Below are 24,792 nucleotides of genomic sequence, written 5' to 3'. Positions count from 1 at the left end.
CGTCCACTCCTGACCGTATCGATGTGGATGTGCTGCGGCACGGGGCGATGTCCCGGGCGTTCTCCGGGATACGCGCCCCCTCCACGCTGGGCACGTTCCTGCGCGCCTTCACCTGGGGGCACGTGCGTCAACTGGAGTCCGCCGTGCGGGCTTCACGGCGAACCTGGTCCGGCACTGCGCCTTGCTGCCCGGCGCGGACCAGGTGGTGTTCCTGGACATCGACTCGAAGATGAAGCCCGTCCACGGCTACGCCAAGCAGGGCGCCGCCTTCGGCTGCACCAGACAGCGTGGCTTGCACGTCCAGATCGTGACCGCCTCCACGCCCGTCGCTGCGCCGGTCATCGTGGCCTCGCGGCTGCGCAAGGGCTCGGCCGGCTCCGGCAAGGGCGCCGCGCATCTGATCGCCGAAGCGGTGAACACGGTCCGGGCCATGGGCGCGGTGGGCCAGATCATCGTGCGCGGCGATTCCGCGTTCTGCTCGCACAAGACCGTGTCCGCCTGCCGCCGTCTGGGGGTGCGCTTCTCTTTCACGATCGCCCAGCGAAGGAAGGTCCGCAGCGCCATCGACGCCATCAACGAGGCCGCGTGGACGGCGATCACGTACACGGACGCGGTCTTCGACGAGGACGGGCAGCGGTGGGTCTCCGACGCCGAGGTCGCCGAGACCGCATACACCGCCTTCACCGGCAAGCCCCAGAAGCACCACGCCACGGCCCGGCTCCTGGTCCGCCGCGTCAAGCGCCTCGGTCAGGCTCATGTCTCCGAGAGGCAGGGCGAGTTGTTCACCGCCCATCGTCTCCACGCTGTGTTCACCGACACCGCGCTCGGCCTTGCCGAGGCCGAGGCCACCCACCGCCGGCACGCCATCATTGAGCAAGTCTTCGCCGACCTGGAGGACTCCGCCCTCGGCCACCTGCCGTCGGGGAAGTTCACCGCGAACGCGGCCTGGCTCACGCTCGCTGCCCTCGCCCACAACCTCACCCGCGCGCTCGGCGCCCTGGCCTCCGCCTTCCACGCGAAAGCCCGCACCGGCACCGTCCGACGCCACCTGATCGCCGTCCCCGCCCGCCTCGCCACGGGTGCACGCACCCACCTCCCCGACCGATGGCCCTGGCAGGGAGCGTTGGAGAACCTCTGGACGGCCGTCGGTCACCGCCTGCGCACCTGACAAGCCGGACCGACTGCCCGCCCACGACCCGAAGGACCTCAAAGACCCCGCCACCGGACCGGCCATCCGGCACCCACCCCTACCCGAAACCGGAAAACCACCCGAAAACCGATCAGCAAACCCGATCAGGATTCACACGGTGGATCCAGGCTGAAAGACCAAGGACCAAGACTCCTTCGCTGCTTGAAGGAAGAGCTCGTTGCACTCCCGCTGGAGTTCCGTCTGGCTCCACATGGGGTGGTGGGGTGCCGCGTTCGAGCACACGATGGTGCCCCAGGCACCCACCTCGGCGCTGCCCCGGACGGCGCGCCTGCAGAACTCGGCGCCGATCGGGCCCTCTTCGAAGGTGCCGTTCAAGGGGGTGTAGCCGATCCAGCCCTCGCCGAAGACCAGCGGAATCCCGCGGCCGACGCACAGGTCGGCGGCTGCCGACATCCATGTCTCCAGGGTAGTCAGCATGGCGAGGTGGTGCGCGCCGTAGCGTTCGTAGAGGATGCGATCCCAGACCTCGGCGTCGCACCAGTCGTGTACGTAGATCTCGGGCTTGCCGACGATCGTGGCCTGCTGACGCCATTCCTCGCCGGCCGGCGGCAGCCACTGGTCGAAGGGCGGCGCGCCCGGGCGCATCAGGTCGGTGCGGGCGCGCTCCTCGTCGAAGCCGCCGTCGGGCGACCGCAGTCCGTAGCCGGTGACGAGCTCGTCGAGGACCCCATAGACGTACGGGTGGAAGATGCCGACGTCGATGTTGTGCGGGATGCCGCGGAAGGATTCCAGGGGGACCCGGGCGTAGTTGACCGTTGCGGGAATGGTGGGGCGACGTTCATGGAAGCGGTCCAGGCCCGCTTCGAGGCGTTCGCGCAGCTCCACCACGGCGGGTTCCTTGCCAGGGAGCCCTTCGGTGAGGTAGCCGCCCTGGACCTCGTTGTGCAGTTCGACGAACGCGATCACGTCGGACAGTCCCTCTGCCTCGGCTAGATCGCACAGGTCCGCCAGGGCGTCGGCCAGCCGTACAGGCCGGTCTTCGGGGCTGACGGCCATGAGCGCGTCGAACCACCGGCGATCACCGGCGAAGGCACTGCTCTGCTGGTACTCCCAGCTGGAGATGATCACGACCACGCCGTGGCGCTGCGCGGTCCGCAGCAGTTCCAGCAGATGCGCCCTCGGGTCGATGCGGGTGCGGTGCCGCACGTCGTACCAGCGTGTGCCCTGGCCGTACTCGCCGCCCAAGGGGCCGAGTTCGATTTCTCCGGTCAGGCCGGAGCCGAAGACGAGGAACGGCATGGCGCAGATCCGGATGGTGTTGTAACCGCGATCGACGGCTTCGGCGAAGGCGCGGTCGAGGTTCTCGAAGGGTTCGCCCGGCCCGGTGCGGGTGTACCAGGTGAAGTCCCACAGGGTGATGGTGAGCCGGTCCGGCAGGTGGGTCGGCAGAGGTATCGGTGAGTAGGCCATCTCGTCCGTTTCGTGGTCGGTGACGGTGAGGGGAGGCCGCGGAGACGCCCTGACGTGGCGAAACCGAGGGCAGTGCGGCACACGGGCGTGGGCGGCTGGTCGGCGGTCTCAGCCCACGACGGTGGCACGTTAATTCATAATTTCCGATCAGAGAAGCCACCCTCGACCACCATCACCCCCGGTCGAAGCCGACACACCTCTTGGCCTGCATGGATAATTAATATTTAATGATGTTGTCGTTGCTGCCTCAGCCACAGGAGTCGTCTCCATGCTTCCCGCACGGGTATCCCCCTCGGAACGCCTCAGCGACCGGTGCGCGCTCGTCACCGGAGCCGCCTCCGGGATCGGGGCGGCCACGGCCCGACGTCTCGCCTCCGAGGGCGCCGGCGTGGTCCTCGCCGACATCGATGCCGAGGCCGGCGAGGCCGTGGCCGCCGGCATCCGGAAGGACGGCGGCGAGGCACTGTTCCACTACTGCGATGTCGCCGACGAGTCCTCCTGGGCCAGGACGGCCAAGGCAGCGCGCCAGGCGTTCGGTCCGATTCGGGCCCTGGTCAGCAACGCCTACACGGTCCAGGTGGCACCGGCCCATGAGACCAGCGCCGAGCAGTGGAACCGGCAGCTCGCCGTGACCTTGAGCGGATCGTTTCTCGGCGTGCGAGCCTGCCTCGACGACCTCCGCGCGACGGACGGAAGCGTCGTGCTGGTGTCGTCCGTGCACGCGCTGGTCGGTCTGCCGGGACGTCCCGCGTACGCGGCCGCGAAGGCCGGATTGACCGGCCTGGCACGGCAGTTGGCGGTCGAGTACGGCGGGCAGGTCCGTGTGAACAGCGTGCTGCCCGGCCCGGTCCTGACCCAGGCGTGGGACGCCATCGATGAGGACGACCGGCGGGCCAGCGCCGCCGAGACAGCTACGGGCCGCCTGGGCCGACCCGAGGAGGTCGCCGCCGCCATCGCCTTCCTCGTCAGCGACGACGCGTCCTACGTGACGGGCACCTCCCTCGTCGTCGACGGTGGCTGGAGCGTACTGAAGAACTCCTCGTGAGCGGCCGGCATCCCCGCCGTACCTCGTCTTCCTTGATCTCAGTTCCCTGTCTTGGAGCCATCTCTCTTGAAAATCACCCGGGTGGAGACCTTCGCCGTGCCGCCTCGCTGGCTGTTCTGCCGCATCGAGACCGACGACGGTGTGGTGGGCTGGGGCGAGCCGGTGGTGGAAGGCCGGGCCGCCACCGTCCGCACGGCCGTGCACGAACTCGCCGAATACCTCATAGGCCAGGACCCGATGCGTATCGAGGACCACTGGCAGACCATGACCAAGGGCACCTTCTACCGGGGCGGGCCGATCCTGTCGAGTGCCGTCGCCGGTATCGACCAGGCCCTGTGGGACATCGCGGGGAAGGCCCTCGACGTGCCGGTCCATGTGCTGCTCGGCGGCCCGGTGCGTGACCGTGTACGCGCCTACAGCTGGGTGGGCGGCGACGAACCCGGTGAGATCGCCGAGGCCCTCCAGGCGCAGGTCGAGGCCGGTTTTACGGCGGTCAAGATGAACGCCAGCGGGCGGACCGGGAAGCTGGCCACCGCGGGGGAAGTGCACGCCGTGGTCGAGCGGGCCCGCATCGCGCGCGACGTCCTCGGGCCCGACCGGGACTTCGCGATCGACTTCCATGGCCGGTTCACCACCGCCAGTGCCCGCCGCGTGCTGCCCGAACTCGCCGCGCTACACCCGCTGTTCGTCGAGGAGCCCGTCCTCCCGGAGCACGCGCACCGTCTTCAGGACGTCGTGTCGGCCTCGCCCGTGCCCATCGCCACGGGTGAGCGGCTCTTCTCCCGTACCGACGCCCTGCCCGCCCTGCAGGCCGGCATCGCCGTCCTGCAGCCCGATCTCTCCCATGCGGGAGGCATCTCCGAGGTACGGCGTATGGCGTCGCTGGCCGAGACCTTCGATGTGCTCCTTGCCCCGCACTGCCCGCTGGGCCCGATCTCGCTCGCCTCCAGTCTCCAGGTCGCCTTCAGCACGCCGAACTTCCTCATCCAGGAACAGAGCATCGGCATCCACTACAACGCCGGCGCCGAGGTCCTGGACTATCTGGTCGACCCCACGGTCTTCCGGTTCGACCAGGGCCACATCAACCGGCCCATGGGTCCGGGCCTGGGCATCGAGGTCGACGAGCAGGCCGTACGTCGCGCGAACGACAGCGCGCCGGACTGGCGGAGCCCGCTGTGGCGTCACACCGACGGCTCCTTCGCTGAATGGTGACCTGCCCCTTGCCCCTGGGCCCATCCCCGGACTTGTCTCATCCCCCGCTCCAGCCCTCGCCCTCGCCGAGTATCACGGAGAACAACTGATGCTGACCCGCACCGACTTCACCCGCGAACTGCGCCGCGACCGGCTGGTGGCCATCGTGCGCGGCAGCGACCCCAAGGCCGCGCTGGCCAGCGTGCTGGCGCTCGCCCAGGAGGGCGTGCGCCTGATCGAGATTTCGTTGACGACGCCCGGTGCCGAGGCGGTCATCACGCAGGCCGTCGAGGAAACCGGCAGCGACGCCGTCATCGGTGCGGGAACGGTTGTCACCGAGCAGGACGCTCTGCGGGCCCGGGACGCGGGAGCCCGGTGGATGGTGACGCCGGCCCTGGACAAGGGGTTCGAGCACGCGGTCGCGCTCGGCGTGCCCGTGCTGGCCGGTGCGCTCACACCGACGGAGGCGGTGGCCGCGATGCGGTCCGGTGCCGCCGCGGTCAAGCTGTTCCCCGCCTCCATAGGCGGCCCCGCCTATCTGCGCGCGCTGCGCGACCCGCTGCCCGACATGCCGTTCGTACCGGTGGGCGGCGTGGATGCCGAGGCGGCCCGGGCCTACTTCGCCGCGGGAGCCGTCGCCGTGGGCGTGGGCTCGCCCCTGCTCGGTGATGCCGCGCAGGGCGGGGACCTGGCCCAGTTGCGGGTCCGGGCCCGGGAGTTCCTGACCGTGTGCGCGGCGGGAGCCGACGCGTGAACGCCGCGCCACTCGATGCCCTGACGTTCGGCGAGACGATGCTCTCGTTCCAGGTGGACGGTGCGCTGACCTCGGGCGGCCAGGCCCGTACGGCGGTCGCGGGCGCGGAGTCCAACGTCGCAGTGGGCCTGGCCCGCCTGGGACACCACGTGGGCTGGGCCGGCCGCCTCGGAGCCGACGAACCCGGCCGGATGATCCTGAGGACGCTGCGCGGCGAAGGCGTACACGTGGACCATGCCACCACCGATCCCGACGCTCCCACAGGATCCCTGATGCGCGAGCGCCGGGTCGCCGACTTGGCCCGCGTGCACTACTGGCGCGCCGGATCCGCCGCGTCCCGCATGCAGCCACCGCATGTGAAGAGCGCCCTGGCAGCCGGAGCGCGCCTGCTGCACCTGACCGGCATCACCTGCGCCCTGGGCCCCGGACCGCTGGAGAGCGTGCGGACTGCGGCCGGATACGCCGCCGAGCACGGCTGGACCGTGTCCTTCGACGTGAACCACCGCACCCGCCTGTGGGATACCGCGGCCGCCTCGGCCGCGCTGCGCCCGCTGCTCGGTCTGATCGACATCGTCATCGCCTCCGACGACGAGCTGCCCCTGATCGCCGGAGAGCCCGGTACGCCGGAGCATGATCGGGTGGTCGAGCTGCTCGCCCAGGGCGTACGGGAGGTCGTGGTCAAGCGGGGCGCCCAGGGTGCGGACCTGTATCTCCGCGCCGACCAGGCCGTGCACACTCCGGCCCACCCGGTGCCCGTGGCCGACACGGTGGGCGCCGGCGACGCGTTCTGCGCCGGATACCTCTCCGGCGTCCTGGACGAACTGTCGCCCGAACAGCGGCTGCACCGGGCCACCCGCACCGCCGCATTCGCCGTCGCCACTCCCGGCGACTGGGAAGGGCTGCCCCACCGCGACGAACTCTCCCTCCTGGACGCGGCGCCCGGCGCGACCGTGCGCTGAGCCTGCCCGTCACGCGCAAGCCGAAGCCGAGCCCGCCCGGCACCTGGTGAGCCGAGTTTCCCTTCCTCCCCGTCTTGAAAGGTCGTCACATGGCCGTGTCCGCCCACCAGCTGGTCGGCACCTTCGCACCCGTCACGTCCGACCGTCTGGAACTCGGCGAAGGACCGCGTCTGCTGTCCGACGGCAGCGTGGTCCTCGTCGACATCCTCGCCGGGAAACTCGTGCAGTTGCCCGCGCACGAGGACAGCTCCCTGGTGGAACTGGCGCATCTGGGACAGCCGTTGGGCGCGGTCGCTCCGCTGGACAGCCCTGGCCCTCGCGGCTGGGCCGCTGCCACCGGCATGGCCTTCGCCGTCCTCGACGAGGGCGGGCAGATCGTCCGCACGACCCCGGTCACGCCTCAGGCCGGCGGCCCGCAGCGTATGAACGACGCGGTCTGCGACTCCGCCGGGCGTATGTGGGCCGGCACCATGGCCTACGACGCCACACCCGGCGCCGGCGCGCTGCACAGGTGGAACAAGGACGGCTCGGTGACCTGCGTCTTGGACGGGCTGACCGTTCCCAACGGGCCGGTCTTCAGCCCGGACGGCAACATCCTCTATCTCGCCGACTCCGCGGTGGGCACGGTGGAGGCATTCCGCGTCGACCCGCAGACCGGTGATCTGTCCGACCGGCGCCTGGTGTTCCGCGTCGCCACCAAGGACGGCAGCCCGGACGGGATGGCGGTCGATTCCGACGGCTGTATCTGGTCGGCGATCTGGGGCGGCAGCCAGATCCGCCGCTACAGCCCCGAGGGTCAGCTGCTGCAGACCCTGGACGTTCCCGCCCAACAACCCACCGCTGTCTGCCTGACCGGAGAGCACCTCATCGTCACGACAGCCACGTACGGGCTGGCCGAGCCGGGCCCGTGGGACGGCGCCGTGCTCCGCGCCTCCTGCACGGCCACTGCTCCGGTCACGGCCGGCGCCGCCGCATCCCTGGCCGGTTGACGCGACGGACCGCGCGAGCGGCGGGTCCGTCCACTACGACGTTGTTGGTGTCGTGTGGACGGACCCGCCGCTCGTTGTGTTGCCTCAGCACCGGACCGCCACGACCGGGCCCGCACAGCGCAGGCAGGCCGATCAGGAGACCTTGAGAGGGGACAGCCCCGTGTGCCGAAGCCAGTGCAGGTGTTCGCCGGACGACGACCCGTACCCGCCGCCGTGGTCGCCGTACGGCCAGACGCGGATGTCCTTCAGGCCCGCGTAGCGGTTGTACGCGGCGTAGATCGTGGAGGGCGGGCAGACCGGGTCCATCAGCCCGACGCTGAACAGCGCAGGAGCGGTGGCGCGGGCGGCGAAGTGCACCCCGTCGAAGTGGTTCGGAGTGGCGAAGGCGCGCTCGGGCTGATCCCGCGTGTGCAGGCGCAGGTACCGGGCGAGTTCGACGTACGGCCCGTCGCCGGCGATGTCGGCGCCCCGGCGGAAGTGGCACAGGAACGGCACGTCGCACCGGAGGGTGGCGACCTGCTCGCCGGCGAGGCCCGCGACGGCCAGGGCGAGCCCACCACCCTGGCTGGCGCCCTGCACCACGATGCGGTCGGCGGCGACGTGCGGCAGGCCGGGGCGCAGTCCACGGCGCGTACGCAGTCGGTGATCAGGCGGCGGTAGCAGTGGTGGCGGGGGTCGTCGATGCCGCGCGTCATGAAGCCCTCGACCCACTGGGTGCCGGGGCCTTCCCCGTGGTCGGGGTGTCGTGCCCTTGGCCGCGGCTGCCGACGACGAGCTGCGCATAACCGGCCCAGGGGAAGAGGAGATGGTCCGTCGGCAGTCCACGCCCGCCGCTGTAGCCGATGTACGTGATGACGGTGGGCAGCGGTTCCTTGGCGCCGTGCGGCAGCAGCAGCCACGCGGCCACGGGCCGGCCGCGCCAGCCGGGGAACCGGACGTCGTACACGTCGACGGCGGTGAGAGAGTGCTGTGGACCGGGGTGAACGGTGGGGTGCGGCTCGGCGGCGGCGCACGCCTGGGCGAGGGTGTCCTGCCAGAAGGCGTCGAAGCCGGAGGGCTCCGCGAGAGCGGCGTCGTAGACGCGGAGCTGGCCCAGGGGCAGGTCGGTGAGCGGCACGGCGCAAGTTCCTTGCGACTACGGGCGGGGGGTGCGTGATGGAGTGCTTCTTCAACGGCCGAGATCCTGCGTCGGCGCGGTCCGCATGTGACGAGCCGGCCAGGGGCGTGGCAGTCCTCCCCGGCCGGCTCGTGATCAGGCACGTTCTACCAGGTGCGGAACGCGCTCAGGCTGGGCAGCGCCTTGTGCGTCTGGTTGTAGTCGAAGAAGGAGGTGTCCTCGACCTCGTTGTCGCCGCCGACGACCCAGCCGTTGGGGTCGGCTCCGTCGGCGAAGTCGATCGCGATCGGGTCCCAGTAGGAGATCCCCACCACCTTGCCCGTGTTGTGCATGGCGCGGAAGAACTCCTGCGTCCACCGCAGCTGCCCCTCAGGGGTGGCGCCGTAGTTCTCGGGACCGTCCGGGTCGAGGGTGTTTCTCTCGATCAGGGTCGTTTCGCTCGCGCCGTTCGGCTCGAGGGTGAAGGGATAGCCGGTCTCCATCGCCATGACCGGCTTGCCGCTCGCCGAGCCCACCCAGCTCGCGAAGTTGGCCAGGGACGCGATCGACATGTCCGTCCAGAACGGATACAGCGATACGCCCATGATGTCGTAGTCCAGGCCGTACGTCTTGGCGTCGTTGATCCAGCCCTGGTAGAGGTCGCGCCCCGGGGTGGTGAGGTGGATGACGGTCTTGCTGGTCGGGGAGGTGTCCTTCACCGCCTTCGAGGCCGACTGCAACAGCGCGAAGTACTGGGCCGGGGTGGTCCAGCGGTCCACGTCGGCGAGGGCGTTGTTGATCTCGTTGCCGATGGAGACGTACTCGGGTGTGACGCCCGCGTTCTTCATCTTCTGGACCGAGGCGGCCGTGAAGTCGTAGATTGCCTGCTCAAGCTGGCTCTGGGAGAAGCCGGCCCAGTCCTCGGGCCTGATCTGCAGGGCGGGGTTGGTCCAGAAGTCGCTGTAGTGGAAGGACAGCAGGACCTGCATCCCCCGCGCCTTGGCGTCCTTGGCGTTCGCCACCGCGTCGTTGATGTCCTGCCAGCCGGGCTGGAGCTGATAGCGCTCGCCGTCGACGGTCACGAAGGCGCCCGGCTTGTTGTAGACGCGGATGCGGGCCAGGTTGAAGCCCTCGGGGGCGAGGACGTCGAGCACGTCCTTCTTGTTGCCGGAGCTGTCCGCGTACTGGGCGCCGGCGGCGGCGTTCATCCGCCGGTAGGTGATGTCACCGCCGACCGCCATCGCGCCGCCCGAGCCGGGTGTGACACGGGTGAAGGAGAAGTCGTCGGCGTAGAGCCGGCCCTGCTGGGAGTTGGACCAGATGCCGACAGTGCACGACGGGCTGAGCACCGAGACGCTGAGCGTCACCCGGGTCCACTGTGCGGACTTGGGCAGGTCGAGGCTCTGGGAGCTGTCGCCGCAGGAGTACGCCTGCAGGCCGGCGGAGGTCACTCCGTCGTTCTTGATCCAGGCGGAGAGCGTGTAGGTGCCCTTGGACAGGCCGGTGAGCGTCTGCACCGTGTTCACCGACCACTGGCCCTTCTTGCCGTGGCCAAGAGCTGTCTGTCCGCTGTGGGTGCTTGTGGACTGGCTGTAGGCCGAGTTGTTGGTGCCGATGTTGCTCCAGCCGGTCAGTCCGCTCTCGAAGCCGGGATTCGCCAGGAGGCTGGGGTCGCCCGCATTCGCGCTGGCGGAAGCGCTGGCGAGCGTGGCCGCCGGGAGCACCAGGCCGGCGGCGATCGCTATGGCAGTTCTCTTGCGGATACGCACAGGAACAGCTCCTCAATGTGGGGTACCTACCCGGCTCGTCCGGCCGGGGTGGGCAGGCCGGGCCGGACGCGCGGACTCCCCCTGGCTGGTGGGTCCGCGCGCCTGACCGGGCACGGGTGGATCAGCTCTTGACGGCGCCTGCGGTGAGTCCTTCGAGGAGCTGCTTGCGCAGCACGAAGAAGACCACCAGGCTCGGGATCGCCGCGAGCACGGCACCGGCGAGTACCAGGTCGTACTGGCGGCCGGTGGCGGCGAAGATGGCCTGCAGGCCCAGCGGGAGGGTGTAGTCGCCGGGGTCGCTGACCACGATCAGCGGCCAGATGAGGCTGTTGTAGCTGTTGAGGAAGGACCACACGCCAAGCGCCCCCAGGGCCGGCCGCAGCAGGGGCAGCACGATGCGCCAGAAGAGCCCGAACTCGGTGCACCCGTCGACGCGGGCAGCGTCCAGCAGGGCGTCGGGGACGGACTGTTCGACGAACTGGCGCATCATGAAGATGCCGAAGGCGGGGGCCACCCAGGGGACGACGAGGGCGAAGTACGGGGTGGTCAAGTGGGCCTTGGCGACCATGATGAACAGCGGGACGACGATCACCGCGAACGGGACGGCCAGCGAGCTGAACATGATGGTGAACAGGGCGTTCTTGCCCCGGAAGCGGTACTTGGCGAAGGCGAAGCCGGCCAGCGCGCACAGCAGGACCGAGGCCACGGTGGAGATGAGGGCGACCACCGTGCTGGTCAGCAGCCAGCTCCAGAACGGATTGCCGTCAAGCAGGCCGCGGTAGTTGGCCAGCGTCCCCGGCGACGGAAACAGCTCGGGCGGGTAGCTGAAGATGTCGGCGCGGTCCTTGAAGGACGCCGACAGGGCCCACAGGAGCGGCACCGCGAAGACCAGCAGCAGGGCGATCAGGAAGACGTACAGCAGGGTGCGGCTGACCCTGCGACGGGTCCGGTCGGCGGTGGGCCGGACCGCGTGGTCGATGGTGGTCATCAGTCATCCCTTCCGACTCGCAGCAGGCGCATGGCGAGCCGGCCGAGCACGAACACGGCGATGAAGAGCAGGACGCCGGCGGCCGCCGCGTAGCCGAGCTGCTGGCGCTGGAATCCGGCGCGGAAGATGAACATGGCGACGGACAGGGTGGATTCGCCGGGGCCGCCCTGGGTGAGCAGGAACGGCTCGTCGAAGATCTGCGCCGTGCTGACCAGGACGGTGACCGCGACGAACGCGGTGACCGGTCGTAGGCAGGGCAGGGTGACGTTGCGGAAGCGGCTGACCGGTCCGGCGCCGTCGATGGCGGCGGCCTCGTACAGCTCGCGCGGCACGTTTTGCAGTCCGGCCAGGAAGAAGATGGTGAGGTAGCCGGTCCACCGCCACAGCACCAGGATCACCACGGAGACCTTCGCCCACTCCGGGTCCCCGAGCCAGTCGATGCCGCCGAACCCGAACAGGGCCTGGCCCAGGGCGTTCAGGAGGCCGAACTCGGTGTCGAAGAACAGGCCGAAGACCAGGATGATGACGATCGGCGAGATCACCACGGGCATGAAGTACGTCAGCCGGAACAGATCGCGTCCTCGCAGCCCGCGGGCGTTGAGCGCCTGGGCGATCAGGAGCGAGGCCGGGAGCACGACACACATCGTGAAGACGACGTACAGCGTGGTGTTGCCGACGGCGGTCCAGAAGCTGGCATCGCTCAGCAGGTCGCGGTAGTTGCGCAGGCCGACCCACTGCGGGGTGCCCAGGCCGGCCCATTCGGTACAGCTGAGGTAGAGGCCGACCAGGATCGGCACCAGCATAAACAGGCCGAACAGCAGGTAGAACGGCGAGATGAAGACGTACGGGGCCCAGGTGCGCTGGCGGCGCATCCACCAGGTGCGGGACGTGGCGCCGTCCGTGGAGGCGCCCTTCGCCGCGGCCGGGACGGCGGGCGCGGAGCGGGTCGGGGTGGGAGCAGTCATCGCTTCACCTGCTGTCGGTATGCCTTCAGTCCGGCCTTGAGGGCGGCGGCCGGCGAGGTGCGGCCCTTGAGCGCGTCCAGAAGGGGGCCGCCCAGGACGTCGATGAGGATCTGCATGCCCGCGGCCTGGTAGAAGACGGGCAGGTCGGCGGCCGCCTTGCCGTAGACGTCGAAGACCCGCTGGCCGCCGAGGTACTCGTCTTCGATCTGGGTGAACTCGGGGTCCCGGTAGAGGGGTTGGAGGGTGGGCAGGAAGCCGCCGTTGTTGTAGCGCAGGATCTGGCCCTCGCGGGTGAGGTAGACGCGCTTGAGCAGTTCCAGTGCCGCCTGGGTGTGGGGCTTGTCCTTCAGCACGGCGATGCCGGTGCCGCCCAGGGTGGAGCCAACATGCCCGCCGCCCTCGAAGCGGGGCAGGGTGCGCATCCGCCAACGTCCCTTCTGGTCGGGCACGTTGGCCTGCAGTCCGTAGGCGTTGTACCAGTTGGGCATGGCGGTGGCCGCGAGCCGCCCGGTCTTCAGGGCCGCCGCGCAGGCGGCTCCGTACGGGTCGGGCAGGGCGAGCAAGGCGCCCGAGCGGACCCCCTGGGTCATGAACTCCAGGACTTCCAGCGCCTCGGGCGAGTCCAGGGTCAGCTCACCGGAGGCGTTGAAGAAGCCGCCGCCGCGCTGCAGCAGAAACTGGTTGAACCCGTTGACGATCGCGCCGTTGTCACCGGTGGACACCATGCCGATGCTGGTCTTGTGGTCCTTGGCGAGGCGCTCGCCGTGCTCGAGGAGCTCCTCCCAGGTCTCGACCGTCTCGGGCACCTTGTACTTGTCGAACACGTCCTGCCGGTAATAGAGGACCGTGATCGAGTTGTCGGAGTCGAGGGCGTAAGGGACCTTGTCGACCGAGTACGGGGCCAGCTTGAGCAGGTCGTCGCCGAACGGGCGGACGGTGTCGCGCAGATCGACGAAGAGGTTCTCGGCGATGCGGGCGTTCATCACCCGGGGGAACTGGTCGGTGATCAGCCCGGCGAGGTCGGGGGTGTCGCCGTCGGCGACTGCCTGGGCCATCATGCGGGTCACGACGTCGCTGCCGGCTGCGGCGGTGGGCTTCACGGAGTAGGCGAAGCGCGAACCGCGCATCAGCTTCGTGTCCTTGGCTGCGCTCTGGAAGGTCTTCACGTAGCCGGGGTCGTGCGTCCACAGGCTGACGGTCACGTTCCCGGAGCGCACGGGCGCGGCGGCCGAGCTGCCGCACGCGGCCAGCGCGGGGGCGGCGAGCAGTCCCAGCCCGGCGCCGCCCGCCGCCCTCAGCAGGCTTCTGCGGCTGATGTCAGTCACGTCCGCCTCCCGCCTCGCGCAGCGATATACGGGGTACGGCCACCAGCTCGACCGCTTCGACGGCGGCGCGGTCTCGTGCGGCGTCAAGTCCCTCACGGGCGGTGGCGTCCACGTAGATGACGGAGGCCGGATCCAGGGGCAGCACGCGGATCTCGATGCCGTGGCGTGCGGCGGCCTCGGCGTGGCGGCGCAGTCCGATCTCCCAGTTGGGCCCGAACCAGAAGTCGTCGGCGATGAGCTTGCCGTCGATGTAGGCGCGGGCCGCGTCGCCGGTATAGCGCACGCGCAGGAGGGTTTCGCCCTCGCTGTTCAGAGCCTCGGCGGGAACGGTGATCTGGTAAACGGCGGCCTTGTCGAAGTCGGCTTCCAGCGGCGCGGAAGCCCGCTGGTGTCCGCCGCCTGTGCGGGCCGGGGCAGCCACGGCCCGCTCCCGGACACACTCCAGGGTCGGCTGCGGCAGGTGCGGTGCCGCAGTCAGCTGCCAGCGGTTGAAGGCTCCGTCGGCCGTGGGCTGCCCGATGCCTTCTGCGTGCAGGGCGTCCGGTGCGGGCAGCAGGGCGATGGACGGGGACGCGGAGGAGAGGTGCATGTGCAGTGCACCGCCATCGGCGACCACCACATCCGCACTGAGGGAGAGCCGTTCACGGCCGTAGACGTCGACCTTGCCCAGCTGCAGGGCCTGTTCGTGGGAGAGCACGAGGACCTTGGCGGTGCCGGACGGGCCGGTCACGGTGAGCAGGGCGCCGGTGCCGGGCTCGGTGAGCGTGGCCACGGTGTGCTCACCGGTGCGTTCCACTTGGGCCGGGCCCTCGATGTCCGCGTCCAGGGGCAGGGCGAGGGTGGCGGGGATGCCGTCGACGGCGGCCAGCACGGTCAGGGGTGTGCCGTCCTCCAGCGCGATCCGGGTGGCCGGCTGCGCACTCGCCCACTCCAGGCGCAGACCACTGCCCAGGTCCAGGCCGATCGGCCAGACGAAGTGCGCACCGGCGGGTACGGGAACGGGCTGCGCGGGCAGGGTGACAGTCCGGCCGCCCTCGAGCTGGACGCTGAACTGAACGTTCTCGTGGTCGGGGAGCGCGGCGTACGGGTCGTGGTTGTTGACGAACAGGAAGCCCTGGTCGCCGGCCGAGCGGACCGACCAGCGCAGGGTGGTGGCGTCGTCCAGCGAGGTGGGTTCGGCATCTGGCAGCGCGAGCGGCATCCGCGCCAGGTCGGCGCCGTAGCTCTCCAGGAGCAGGTGCTGCAGTCGCAGGCCGTGGAACACGGGCCGCGCCTGGCCGTACTCACCCAGCGGTGCCTGGAAGTCGTAGGTGACCGTCGGCATGTCGTTGGGATAGCCGGTGGCGTGGCTCTCCTGGTTGGGCTCCTTGAGGTCCACCCGCTGCGAGCCGCCGTGGTACATGTAGTAGCCCTGCCACACGGACCCACTGCCCAGCTTCGTCAGCGCCAGTGCTGTGGTGTCCGCGGCCCGTACGAGCGGCCGTCGGTGGTACGCGATGGCCATGCCGCCGCCCAACTCGCAGGTGGCGTACGGGTAGCGGCTGGTGTCGGGCCCGGTGCCGGTGGAGTCGGCGATGCGCAGGTCGGCGCCGATGGCGTGGTCGTCACGGATCGGCGTGAAGAAGAAGTGGCGGCGCATCTCCCGCGCCGGCCCCATCTCGGCGTCCACCCAGAACTCCTCCGCGTAACCGCCGTACAGCGGCAGCAGGGTGTCCTGCGGGATGTCGGCCGCGCCCCAGGCGGTCGCGGTCCACAGCGGGGCGCGCATGCCGAACTTCTCGGCCATGCGCCGCAGCGTGGCCAGGTGGCCGGGGTTGTCATAGAGCTCGTTCTCCACCTGCAGGGCGACGATCGGGCCGCCGTCGTCGTGGAAGAGGCCCCGCAGCTCCTCGGCGATGCGCCGGTAGTACGGCTCGACCAGCGCGAGATAGGCCGGGTCGTCGCTGCGCGGAGTGCAGTCGACCTCGTTCAGCAGCCAGTCCGGGTGGCCGCCGTTGCGGCACTCGCCGTGGGACCACGGGCCAAGCCGCACCACGAGAGCCAGGTCGAGCTCGGCGCACAGCTCCACGAAGCGGCGCAGGTCAAGGTCGCCGTCGAAGCGCAGAGTGCCGCGCTCGTTCTCGTGCTGGTTCCAGAACAGGTAGGTGGCGACCAGGTCGATGCCGCCCGCCTTCATCTTGAGGAGCTCCTCGCGCCACTCGGCCGCCGGGCAGCGGCTGAAGTGGAACTCGCCCATGACGGGAATCCAGGGCCGCCCGTCCCGGATCAGGCTCTGGCTGTCCACGGTCAATGACTGCGACGCGGTGTCGGAGCTGCCCATCGGCAGATGGCCGGTCAAGACCGGGGGCGTTCCGGGGGCATGCAGGGACAACATGACAATCGGCTCCTACAAGAGCGGCTCGTGTGAAGTGGGTTCATCGTGGGTGGGGCCCGCACCCCTGTCAAGATGTATTCATAATTAACGTTCAGAGGTAGGATGAACACGTCCAGCGCGGCAACATGCACATCCAGCACGACAACCGCTTCCCATCGCGAGGAGAACACCGCATGGCGTCCTACACCGGCCGAGGCGTACACGGGCAGATCGTGCACGCCCTGGGCACCCGCATCGTCGGCGGTGACCTGCCCGAAGGCGCCACGCTCGACGTTCGCGCGCTCGGTGAGGAACTGGACGTCAGCCTGACCGTCATGCGCGAGTCCCTGAAGGTCCTCGCCGGCAAGGGACTGATCGACGCCCGCCAGAAACGCGGCACCTTCGTCCGCGCGCGCGAGCATTGGAACCTTCTCGACGCGGACCTCATCCGCTGGCAGGTGGAGACCGGCGGGGGGCAGCGCCTGATGCGGGACCTGGCCGACGTGCGCTCGATCGTGGAGCCCGCTGCGGCGCACCGGGCCGCGCTGCATCGCACCGATGACGACCTGCAGGCGATGCAGAGTGCCCTCGACGCCATGGCCGAGGCGCACGCCCACTCCCCCGAAGGCGCCGCGGAAGCGGACGCCGCGTTCCACCGCGCCCTGCTCAACGCCACCGGCAACGAGATACTGGCCCGCATGGACCTGCTCCTGGAGCCGGGGCTGCGCGCACGCGACCGCATGGTGCACTCCCACAGCGAGGCATCCGACCCCCTGCCCAGCCACAAGGCCGTATTCGACGCCGTCCGCGACCAGGACGCGGCGCGAGCGGAGCTGGCCATGCTCGATCTGCTGGCCCAGGCGACGCACGACCTCGACCAAGTCACCGGGGACCGGTCAGCCGCTCCCCGCTGACAGCGCTCACTTCTCCCAAAGCCGCTGCTGCATCAAGTGGCCCTACAACTGTGACAACAGCGGCGGCCGTCGCATCCGGCTCGGCCATCGTCCGCCACGGCATTCCTCAGCGGCACCGAGATTCACCCCGAACAGCACAGGTAGACGCTGAGCGCACGGTCTTCCTCGCGCAGTCGCCGTACGAGCGGGGCCATCCGCTCCCGGCTGGGGGGTGACGAGCTCCCTGGCGAGTGAGTCGTCGACGCCGAGGTGGTGACGGGATGCGGCATCGAAGGATGCGGAGGCAGGCCGCGCGGTCGCGGCGGCACGTCCCATACTTCCCCGAAGCTGACAAAGTGGGCGACGTCTGCTCGTCCGCCTGAGGCCGCGGCCCCCGAACGAGCATCAGAATGGCGCTTCCGCGGTGTCATCAGTTGACATCGCACCCGGCAGTGCACCCACGGGAAGCGGCAGGTTGGTCACCACGAGCTGGTTCAAAATGTCGTCGCGATCCATGAACATGATCTGGCTCCGCTTCGCCGCGTCCAACGCGTTGCCCAGCCAGTTGCGTGCAGCCTTGGTGGTCTCCCCGCCGACCACGATGAACGCATGGTCGACGAGGACGCGCCGGTTGGTCTCGGGGTCGAAGATTTCGTGCGCCAGCATCATCAGGGCCTGATTGTGGATCTCAGCGATGTTGGCATTGCCCGCCCTGGACTTGCCGGTGGCGTCCAGTTTCCCGCGCTTCACCTGGATACCGAAGTACAGGAAATGCTGGGTCGGCAGGGTGTACCGCATCCAGATGTCCTTGCCGTACTCCAGCGCCTTGTCCCGGTGCCCGGCCGCAGTGATCCGGTGAAAGCCCAGTCCATAGAGGGAGGGTCCGCGATCCGGCCCGCCGATGCATCCACGCCCGCTCCCAGCGCGAGGGCGTCGGCATACCGATCAGCGGTGACGGTGTCACCGGCGCGCACGCACAGCGCGCGCTTCGGTCCACCCAGGGGGATCGGCCAGCCCACGCCTCCGGCGCCTCACTGTTCGCCTTCTTGTATCAACCACCACGTGTCCCGGCTGAGGGCGCGGGCACCCGGTGGCCATGCAGATGCCGACCGCACCCTTGATCGACCGTTCCCTGCCGGCTCTCGTCCAGGGCTACTCCTGGTTGCCCAGCGTGCTGCGGGAACGCCCCGATGGCGTGGCTCGCACTCGGGTGCTGGGCAAGCCGGCGCTCGTCGTGCGCGGACCGGAAGCGGTGCGGTTCTTCTACGACGAAGGGAACGTACGCCGCGGCGGCGCCCTGCCGGGGCCTGTGCTGAGCACCTTGTTCGGTCATGACGCCGTCCACACGCTCGACGGCGATGCGCACCGCGCCCGCAAGGAGTTCTTCCTGCCGTTGCTGCGCCCCGACCGGATCGCCGGTCTCGTCGAGCACGTGACGGCCGTGTGGGACGACGCGGTCCGGCAGTGGGGCGAGGCCGAGCAGACCGTGCTGTTCGACGCGGCGAGCGTGGTGCTCACCCGCGGCGTGTGCCGCTGGGCGGGTGTTCCGCTCGGCGAGGGCACCGAAGAGACGAAGGACCTTGCCCGCGACCTGGTCGCCATGGTCGACGGCTTCGCCACCGCCGGGCCACGACAGTGGCGAGCGCGACGTGCCCGAAGCCGCCAGGAGCAGCGCTTCACCCAGCTCATCGAGGACGTGCGCGCCGGCGAGGCAGCCGCCCCTGACGGATCGGTGCTCGCCGCCGTGTGCGAGCACCGCGAGGCCGACGGCGATCTGCTCCACCCGCGCACGGCCGCGGTCGAGCTGCTGAACGTCCTGCGCCCCACCGTCGCGGTCTGCTGGTTCGTCGCCTACACGGCGCACGCGCTGCATCTGCAACCCGGCCTGCGTGAGCGGCTGCGCGGCGGTGGCGCCGCCTACGCCACCGCGTTCGTGCACGAGGTGCGCCGTTTCTACCCGTTCGCCCCGTTCCTCGGCGGCCTGGCCGTCCGCGATCTGGCCTGGCGGGGAGTCTCGCTGCCGGCCGGCGGGATGGTGCTGCTCGACGTCTTCGGACAGAACCACGACGAGGAGCTGTGGGGCGACCCGTTCGTCTTCCGCCCCGAGCGGTTCCTCGAGCACGCGGTCGAGCGTGACGAACTGGTCCCGCAGGGCGGCGGCGAGCCACGCACCGGTCACCGCTGCCCCGGGGAAGGGCTGACCATCGGGCTGCTCGAGGCTCTCGCACTTCGTCTTGCCCGCCTCGACTACGCCGTCCCCGATCAGGACCTGAGGATCTCTCTGCGACGCATCCCGGCGCGAGTGCGCAGCGGCTTCGCCGTAGAGGACGTGCGGACGACGAGTGAGCGCACGCCGACGCCCGTGTGAGCTGCGGACCCCCGTGTGAGCTGCGGACCTTTGAGCGGGCGAGCCTCCCGCCAGCGGTTCTTCCTCGGACCGGCCTGCGGTACGCCGGTCCGAGCGCTGCGTACCGCCGACGTCGCCCTACCCGCCCGTCAGAGGCCGGTGCTCTCCCCTCAGGCAACGGGGACCGGGGACTCGGCGCCGACGGAGCAGATACCTCGGGCGGGCGCGGCGACGCCCGTCCGCCCCTCAGGAGGGCTGTTCGGGGGCCTTGCCAGTTCCCGGTTCCGCCAGTCGCCGGTGGGCCGCCGCCTTGACCCCGTCGGGCAGCACCTTTCCCGCCAGCCCTTGTGCCTTGGTCTTCAAGGACCCGGTCACGGCCTTCGTCCCACCCGCCATGATCGCTTCGAATGCCTGCTCGGCCACCTGTGCCGGATCGTCCTTCTTCATGGTGCCGATCCGGGTGTCGTCCGCCATGCCGGCCCGGTCGAAGAAGGCCGTGTCCGTCGGTCCCGGCATGAAGGCGGTCACGGTCACGCCGGTGTCCTTCGCCTCCTCCGTCAGGGCCTGGGCGAAGGACTGCACGAACGACTTGGAGGCGTTGTAAACGGACTGGAAGGAACCGGGCATCGTCGAGGCGACGGACGAGGTGAAGGCGAGCCGGCCCGCTCCTCGCGCCACCATGGCCCGCAGGAGCGGCTTGGCCAGTCTCACGGTCGCGGTGACATCGAGGTCGATGACCTCCTGATCGTCGGCGAGATCGGTGTCCACGAAGGCTCCGCCCCGGCCCACCCCGGCGTTGAGGACGGCGACGTCGACGGTCAGTCCGTCGAGCGCGTCGAGAAGGAGGAAGCGTCCCTCGCCGGTCCGGAGATCGGCGCGCACCGCGCGGACCTCCGCTCCCGACTCCCGCAGGTACTGGGCGGCAGACTCCAGCGCCTCGTCCTCGGCGTTCACCACCAGGTCGTAGCCGTGGTGCGCGAACTGCCGGGCCAGTTCGCGGCCAATTCCGCTGGACGCGCCGGTGATCAGGGCGAGTGGCCGTGTGTCAGTCATGGCGGACGGGTAACCGCCGCGCCCCGTGCCACGCCTTGGGGGACGGTCGCAATAACCGTCACTCGCAGGCTGCGCACGCACGCGGTGAGCGGAAGAGCAGGAAAGAGCCCGTTACCAGCCCTGGCACTCGGGAACACATGTCGCGTCAGTTCAACCGCCGCCCCTCGGCACCCGTGCGGGAGGCGGCACGCCGAAGAAGGGGAGTCCATGACCAAGGCGCGAGACATCATGACCGGCGGAGCCGAATGCGTCGGTGCCGAGGAGACGGTGCTGGACGCGGCCCGCAAAATGAAGGACCTCGGGGTCGGCGCCCTGCCGATCTGCGGCACCGACAACAAGCTGAAGGGTGTCCTGACCGACCGGGACATCGTGGTGAAGGTCCTGGGTGCCGGCAAGGACCCGGCCACCTGTCCGGCCGGGGAACTGGCCCAGGGCGAGGCCGTCACCATCGGTGCCGACGACGACGTGCAGGAGATCCTGCGCACCATGTCCGCGCACAAGGTGCGCCGCCTGCCGGTGATCGACGGACACGACCTGGTCGGCATGGTCGCCCAGGCCGATGTCGCCCGCTCCCTGCCCGACCCCCAGGTCGGTGATCTGCTGCAGGCGCTGTCCACCGACTGACGTCGCCCCTGTCCCGAGCCCCGGCCCCTTGTTCCACAGGACGTGGGACTGGGGGCCGGGGCTCGGGGCACCCAGGTCCGTGTGCGACCCGAGCGCGTGGCGGCGACCAAGGGAGACCCCCGATGCTGATGGCCCACCCGGCCGTGTTGAAGAACCTGGTCGAGCAGTACGAGGCGCTGCGCACGCTGCACGCCGAAAGCAGCGGTGAGGAAGCCCGGCAGCGCCTGGACGACGTCAGCTACACCCTGTGCGTGTCCACCGGTACGCGTGACATCGCCTCCGCCCTCATCGCGGCACGCCACCAGATGTCTGGGGCCCGGTGGGCGGACAAGACGCCTCTCACAGGCTGAGAGCCTGATCCGGCCGCGAGCCGTCGACGGGCCGCTCCTCGTCCGGCGGCCTCACGCCGACGTGATCGACGACGGCGGGTCACCCGGTCACCGATGCGCTCGCCCTTCACGGCTGCAAAAGCCTCTCGAAGCACTGATGCACAGGCGTACAGGACCGTCGCCGGTTACTCACCACCCATGCGACTCGGGGTGGTGGAGATCGGATCGAACACAGTGCGGCTGGTCGTCGCCGACGGACACGGTGACGTTCCGCTGCCGGTGCACAGCAGCAAGCGGCGACTGCGGCTCGCGGAGAAGTGCACCGGCGACGGCCGGCTCGCCTCGGGCGCCGCGGAACAGCTCGCGGAGACGATCACCGGGAGGCGCCGGGAGGCCGCCCACTGGGGAGTGGGCGAACCGCTCGCCGTGGCGACCGCCGCCGTCCGGGACGCCGCCAACCAGCAGCACGTCCTGGCCGAGGTACGCGCGCGCACCGGCCTGGACGTGCACATTCTTCCCGGCGACTTGGAAGCCGAGCTGACGTTCCTGGCCGCGCGCGACTGGATCGGCCTGCAAGCCGGGCCCATGGTTCTGCTCGACATCGGCGGCGGCTCTCTCGAAATAGCCTCCGGCCGGGGCCGTACTCCTGACTTCGCCGTCTCCCTGCCGCTCGGTGTCGTCCACCTGACACGGGAGTACCTGGATCACGACGCCACCCCCACGCCCGAACAGCTCCGCAGGGTACGGCGTCGCGTCCGCCACGAACTGCGCGACGTCACCGCCCGGATGCAGTGGGAGGGGCCGCGCACCGCCGTGGCGACCTCACGCACCTTCCACCAGCTCGGCTGGCTTTGCGGGGCGGCCCCCGGCCGTCAGGGGTCTTCGTCCCACGTCAGTTGGACCGCCACGATCTCAAGGCCGGCCTGCGGCGCCTGGCCGAACTGGGGCCCGCCGCCATGGGCGCCTTCGCGTCCGAGCGGGTTTCCCCACCACCGTTCGGTGTTACGCGTCAAGGGTCGGGCCCATTCGGGCTTCCACTGCCACCGCACTCACTGGAGACTCCCATGAACGCTGCTGTCCGGGACATGCTCGCCGCTCACCCCGCCGACCTGGGCGGTGTGGACCGGGACAAGCTCGCCCGCTGCATCGAGGAGTGCGTCGCCTGCGCTCAGGCGTGCACGGCCTGCGCGGACGCCTGCCTGTCGGAGGACATGGTCGCCGAACTGACCAAGTGCATCAGGACCGACGCCGACTGCGCCGACATCTGCGCCGCCACGGCCGCCGTCCTCTCCCGCCACACCGGTTACGACGCCAACGTCACCCGGGCCGTCCTCACGGCTTGCGCCACCGTCTGCAAAGCCTGCGGTGACGAGTGCGCGAGCCACGCCGAGCAGCACGAGCACTGCCGCGTCTGCGCCGAGGCGTGCCGCCGCTGCGAGGAAGCGTGCAACGACCTGCTCGCCTCCCTCGGCTGACGCCCGCGCGGCCGAGGCGGGCCCCACGAGGGCGACGTTTCCCGCGTAGCCAGACGGTTACCCATGGGCTGTGTCGTGCCCGCGGGCGTCCAGACGCCGGGGACCGCCGTTCACCATCGAGATCGGAAACGGAGTTTGCATGGCCAGCACGAAGGTGTCCGACTACATTCTCCAGCGGTTGCGCGACTGGGACGTCGACCATGTCTTCGCCTACGCGGGGGACGGCATCAACGGGCTGCTGGCCGCTTGGGGACGCGCGGACAACAAACCCAAGTTCGTCCAGGCCCGGCACGAGGAGATGGCTGCCTTTCAGGCCGTCGGTTACGCGAAGTTCTCCGGCAAGGTCGGCGTGTGCGCGGCGACGTCCGGACCGGGCGCGATCCACCTGCTGAACGGGCTCTATGACGCCAAGCTCGATCATGTCCCCGTCGTGGCCCTGGTCGGGCAGACGAACCGCAGTGCGATGGGCGGCTCCTACCAGCAGGAAGTGGACCTGGCCAGCCTGTACAAGGACGTCGCCTCGGACTTCTGCGAGACGGCCACGGTCCCCGAGCAGTTGCCGAACCTGATCGACCGGGCCTTCCGTACCGCGTACGCCAAGCGCACCGTCACGGCGATCATCCTTCCCGGCGACGTGCAAGAGCTGGACTACAGCCCGCCCACGCACTCCTTCAAGATGGTGCCCTCCAGCCTCGGAATGGGACGGTACGCGCCGGTCCCCGCCGACGAGGACCTCCAGCGGGCCGCCGACGTGCTCAACTCAGGCGAGAAGGTCGCCGTCCTGATCGGGCAGGGCGCCCGTGGCGCCCGCGCCGAGGTCGAGCGGCTGGCCGACGTGCTCGGTGCCGGCGTGGCCAAGGCACTGCTCGGCAAGGACGCCCTGCCCGACGACCTGCCCTACGTCACCGGCTCCATCGGCCTGCTGGGCACCCGTCCCTCCTACGAGCTGATGCAGGAGTGCGACACCCTGCTGATGATCGGCTCCAGCTTCCCGTACACGCAGTTCATGCCGGAGCTGGACCAGGCCCGGGCCGTGCAGATCGACATCGACCCGCACATGATCGGCCTGCGCTACCCGAACGAGGTCAACCTCGTCGGCGACGCCCGCGAGACCCTCCAGCGGCTGCTGCCCCGCCTGCACCGCAAGGAGGACCGCTCCTGGCGGGAGAAGATCGAGAAGAACGTCGCCCGCTGGTGGGAGGTCATGCAGCGCCGCGCCGCCGTCAGCGCCGACCCGGTCAACCCCGAGTACGTCGTCCACGCCCTGGACGGCAAGCTGCCCGACGACGCGATCCTGAGCGCCGACTCCGGCTCGGCCGCCAACTGGTACGCCCGTCACCTGCGGCTGCGCGGCCGGATGCGCGGCTCCCTGTCCGGCACCCTGGCCACCATGGGCCCCGGCGTGCCCTACGCCATCGGCGCCAAGTTCGCCCACCCCGACCGGCCCGCCATCGCCCTGGTCGGTGACGGCGCGATGCAGATGAACGGCATGATGGAGATGGTCACCGCCGCGAAGTACTACCGTGAGTGGTCGGATCCGCGGCTGATTGTGGCGGTGCTGAACAACGGCGACCTCAACCAGGTCACCTGGGAGATGCGCGCCATGTCCGGCGCCCCGCAGTTCGAGGAGTCCCAGCACATTCCCGACCTGCCGTACGCGGACATCGCACGGTCGTTCGGTCTGGACGGGGTCCGGGTGGAGAAGCCCAAGCACGTCGAGTCCGCCTGGGACCAGGCCCTCGCCGCGGACCGGCCCTTCGTCATCGACTTCCGCACCGACCCGGCCGTCCCGCCGATCCCGCCGCACGCCGAGCTGGACCAGATCGAGGCCGCAGCCGCAGCGATCCTCAAGGGTGACAGCGACCGCGGCTCCATGGTGAAGCAGGGATTCAAGGCGAAGGTGCAGGAGATGCTGCCCGGCAGTCGCCACCGCGACGACCGCCCCGGCGCCGGACCGCACGACAGCACCGAAGAGAACAAGTGACCCAGGCGGCCTCATCAGGTCAGGTTCTCCGCG

Annotated in this window: 22 protein-coding genes and 1 pseudogene; 13 read left to right on the top strand and 10 right to left on the bottom strand. The window is 70.0% G+C overall.

Features of this window, described 5'->3' with window-relative positions:
* Positions 1 to 20: 20 nt before the first annotated feature.
* Positions 21 to 1,168, top strand: a pseudogene (locus tag ACZ7G3_RS30640) (IS1380 family transposase); the annotation flags it as partial.
* Between the two features lie 132 nt (positions 1,169 to 1,300).
* Here the strand turns inward: ACZ7G3_RS30640 and ACZ7G3_RS30635 are convergent.
* Complete coding sequence (locus ACZ7G3_RS30635; protein ID WP_470929436.1) at positions 1,301 to 2,620, bottom strand: cellulase-like family protein; 1,320 nt, start codon at positions 2,618 to 2,620, stop codon at positions 1,301 to 1,303.
* Positions 2,621 to 2,888: 268 nt separating this feature from the next.
* On the opposite strand from ACZ7G3_RS30635, the gene ACZ7G3_RS30630 reads away from it, so the two are divergent.
* The 5 genes from ACZ7G3_RS30630 (at position 2,889) to ACZ7G3_RS30610 (ending at position 7,558) form a co-directional block, all read left to right on the top strand.
* Positions 2,889 to 3,665 carry an SDR family NAD(P)-dependent oxidoreductase gene (locus ACZ7G3_RS30630; RefSeq protein ID WP_470929434.1) on the top strand — a complete coding sequence of 259 codons (777 nt, stop codon included), beginning with the start codon at positions 2,889 to 2,891 and terminating at the stop codon, positions 3,663 to 3,665.
* Positions 3,666 to 3,731: 66 nt separating this feature from the next.
* Complete coding sequence (gene dgoD, locus ACZ7G3_RS30625) at positions 3,732 to 4,877, top strand: galactonate dehydratase (RefSeq protein ID WP_470929432.1); 1,146 nt, start codon at positions 3,732 to 3,734, stop codon at positions 4,875 to 4,877.
* 88 nt (positions 4,878 to 4,965) lie between these two features.
* A complete protein-coding gene (locus ACZ7G3_RS30620; protein WP_470929430.1) occupies positions 4,966 to 5,610 on the top strand; it encodes a bifunctional 4-hydroxy-2-oxoglutarate aldolase/2-dehydro-3-deoxy-phosphogluconate aldolase in 645 nt (214 codons plus the stop codon).
* A 38-nt stretch (positions 5,611 to 5,648) separates the two neighbouring features.
* Positions 5,649 to 6,569: a sugar kinase gene (locus tag ACZ7G3_RS30615; RefSeq protein ID WP_470929459.1), complete on the top strand. Its 921-nt coding sequence runs from the start codon at positions 5,649 to 5,651 to the stop codon at positions 6,567 to 6,569.
* A gap of 89 nt (positions 6,570 to 6,658) precedes the next feature.
* Positions 6,659 to 7,558, top strand: coding sequence for an SMP-30/gluconolactonase/LRE family protein (locus ACZ7G3_RS30610; RefSeq protein WP_470929428.1), 900 nt, complete (start codon positions 6,659 to 6,661; stop codon positions 7,556 to 7,558).
* Between the two features lie 132 nt (positions 7,559 to 7,690).
* Here ACZ7G3_RS30610 and ACZ7G3_RS30605 read toward each other — a convergent pair whose 3' ends face one another.
* The 7 genes from ACZ7G3_RS30605 to ACZ7G3_RS30575 all read right to left on the bottom strand — a co-directional run bounded on the left by ACZ7G3_RS30605 (position 7,691) and on the right by ACZ7G3_RS30575 (position 15,985).
* Positions 7,691 to 8,137, bottom strand: a complete 447-nt coding sequence (locus ACZ7G3_RS30605; protein WP_470929426.1) for an acetylxylan esterase — start codon at positions 8,135 to 8,137, stop codon at positions 7,691 to 7,693.
* Between the two features lie 112 nt (positions 8,138 to 8,249).
* A complete protein-coding gene (locus ACZ7G3_RS30600; RefSeq protein WP_470929424.1) occupies positions 8,250 to 8,675 on the bottom strand; it encodes an acetylxylan esterase in 426 nt (141 codons plus the stop codon).
* Positions 8,676 to 8,821: 146 nt separating this feature from the next.
* The gene (locus tag ACZ7G3_RS30595; protein WP_470929422.1) at positions 8,822 to 10,423 is read right to left on the bottom strand and encodes a glycosyl hydrolase 53 family protein; all 1,602 of its coding nucleotides are present in this window, start codon (positions 10,421 to 10,423) and stop codon (positions 8,822 to 8,824) included.
* Positions 10,424 to 10,544: 121 nt separating this feature from the next.
* The gene (locus tag ACZ7G3_RS30590; protein ID WP_073931175.1) at positions 10,545 to 11,411 is read right to left on the bottom strand and encodes a carbohydrate ABC transporter permease; all 867 of its coding nucleotides are present in this window, start codon (positions 11,409 to 11,411) and stop codon (positions 10,545 to 10,547) included.
* A complete protein-coding gene (locus tag ACZ7G3_RS30585) occupies positions 11,411 to 12,376 on the bottom strand; it encodes a carbohydrate ABC transporter permease (protein ID WP_470929420.1) in 966 nt (321 codons plus the stop codon). The genes ACZ7G3_RS30590 and ACZ7G3_RS30585 overlap by 1 nt, the downstream gene beginning before the upstream one ends.
* The gene (locus ACZ7G3_RS30580; RefSeq protein ID WP_470929418.1) at positions 12,373 to 13,701 is read right to left on the bottom strand and encodes an ABC transporter substrate-binding protein; all 1,329 of its coding nucleotides are present in this window, start codon (positions 13,699 to 13,701) and stop codon (positions 12,373 to 12,375) included. The genes ACZ7G3_RS30585 and ACZ7G3_RS30580 overlap by 4 nt, the downstream gene beginning before the upstream one ends.
* A complete protein-coding gene (locus ACZ7G3_RS30575) occupies positions 13,694 to 15,985 on the bottom strand; it encodes a beta-galactosidase (RefSeq protein WP_470929416.1) in 2,292 nt (763 codons plus the stop codon). The genes ACZ7G3_RS30580 and ACZ7G3_RS30575 overlap by 8 nt, the downstream gene beginning before the upstream one ends.
* Before the next feature lie 263 nt (positions 15,986 to 16,248).
* Between ACZ7G3_RS30575 and ACZ7G3_RS30570 the strand changes: the two genes are divergently transcribed.
* The gene (locus tag ACZ7G3_RS30570) at positions 16,249 to 16,968 is read left to right on the top strand and encodes a FadR/GntR family transcriptional regulator (RefSeq protein ID WP_470929414.1); all 720 of its coding nucleotides are present in this window, start codon (positions 16,249 to 16,251) and stop codon (positions 16,966 to 16,968) included.
* 384 nt (positions 16,969 to 17,352) lie between these two features.
* Here ACZ7G3_RS30570 and ACZ7G3_RS30565 read toward each other — a convergent pair whose 3' ends face one another.
* Positions 17,353 to 17,745, bottom strand: coding sequence for a hypothetical protein (locus ACZ7G3_RS30565; protein WP_470929412.1), 393 nt, complete (start codon positions 17,743 to 17,745; stop codon positions 17,353 to 17,355).
* 298 nt (positions 17,746 to 18,043) lie between these two features.
* Here ACZ7G3_RS30565 and ACZ7G3_RS30560 point away from each other — a divergent pair, with 298 nt between their 5' ends.
* Entirely contained in the window at positions 18,044 to 19,315 is a 1,272-nt protein-coding gene (locus tag ACZ7G3_RS30560; protein WP_470929410.1) for a cytochrome P450, read from the top strand.
* A 225-nt stretch (positions 19,316 to 19,540) separates the two neighbouring features.
* Here the strand turns inward: ACZ7G3_RS30560 and ACZ7G3_RS30555 are convergent, their stop codons facing one another.
* On the bottom strand, positions 19,541 to 20,347 hold the full coding sequence (locus ACZ7G3_RS30555; protein WP_470929408.1) for an SDR family NAD(P)-dependent oxidoreductase: 807 nt from the start codon (positions 20,345 to 20,347) through the stop codon (positions 19,541 to 19,543).
* A gap of 207 nt (positions 20,348 to 20,554) precedes the next feature.
* Here ACZ7G3_RS30555 and ACZ7G3_RS30550 point away from each other — a divergent pair, with 207 nt between their 5' ends.
* The 5 genes from ACZ7G3_RS30550 to ACZ7G3_RS30530 all read left to right on the top strand — a co-directional run bounded on the left by ACZ7G3_RS30550 (position 20,555) and on the right by ACZ7G3_RS30530 (position 24,759).
* A complete protein-coding gene (locus tag ACZ7G3_RS30550) occupies positions 20,555 to 20,971 on the top strand; it encodes a CBS domain-containing protein (protein WP_189232012.1) in 417 nt (138 codons plus the stop codon).
* A 122-nt stretch (positions 20,972 to 21,093) separates the two neighbouring features.
* Positions 21,094 to 21,321: a DUF5133 domain-containing protein gene (locus tag ACZ7G3_RS30545; RefSeq protein WP_470929406.1), complete on the top strand. Its 228-nt coding sequence runs from the start codon at positions 21,094 to 21,096 to the stop codon at positions 21,319 to 21,321.
* A gap of 177 nt (positions 21,322 to 21,498) precedes the next feature.
* A complete protein-coding gene (locus tag ACZ7G3_RS30540; RefSeq protein ID WP_470929404.1) occupies positions 21,499 to 22,368 on the top strand; it encodes a Ppx/GppA phosphatase family protein in 870 nt (289 codons plus the stop codon).
* The gene (locus tag ACZ7G3_RS30535) at positions 22,365 to 22,775 is read left to right on the top strand and encodes a four-helix bundle copper-binding protein (protein ID WP_470929402.1); all 411 of its coding nucleotides are present in this window, start codon (positions 22,365 to 22,367) and stop codon (positions 22,773 to 22,775) included. The genes ACZ7G3_RS30540 and ACZ7G3_RS30535 overlap by 4 nt, the downstream gene beginning before the upstream one ends.
* A 139-nt stretch (positions 22,776 to 22,914) precedes the next feature.
* Positions 22,915 to 24,759 (top strand): thiamine pyrophosphate-requiring protein, encoded by a 1,845-nt coding sequence (locus ACZ7G3_RS30530; protein WP_426525848.1) that lies wholly within the window; start codon positions 22,915 to 22,917, stop codon positions 24,757 to 24,759.
* The last annotated feature ends 33 nt before the right edge of the window (positions 24,760 to 24,792 follow it).

The organism is Streptomyces sp. NPDC037271, from assembly GCF_055603605.1.
This window is presented reverse-complemented; position numbering and strand designations above follow the sequence as displayed.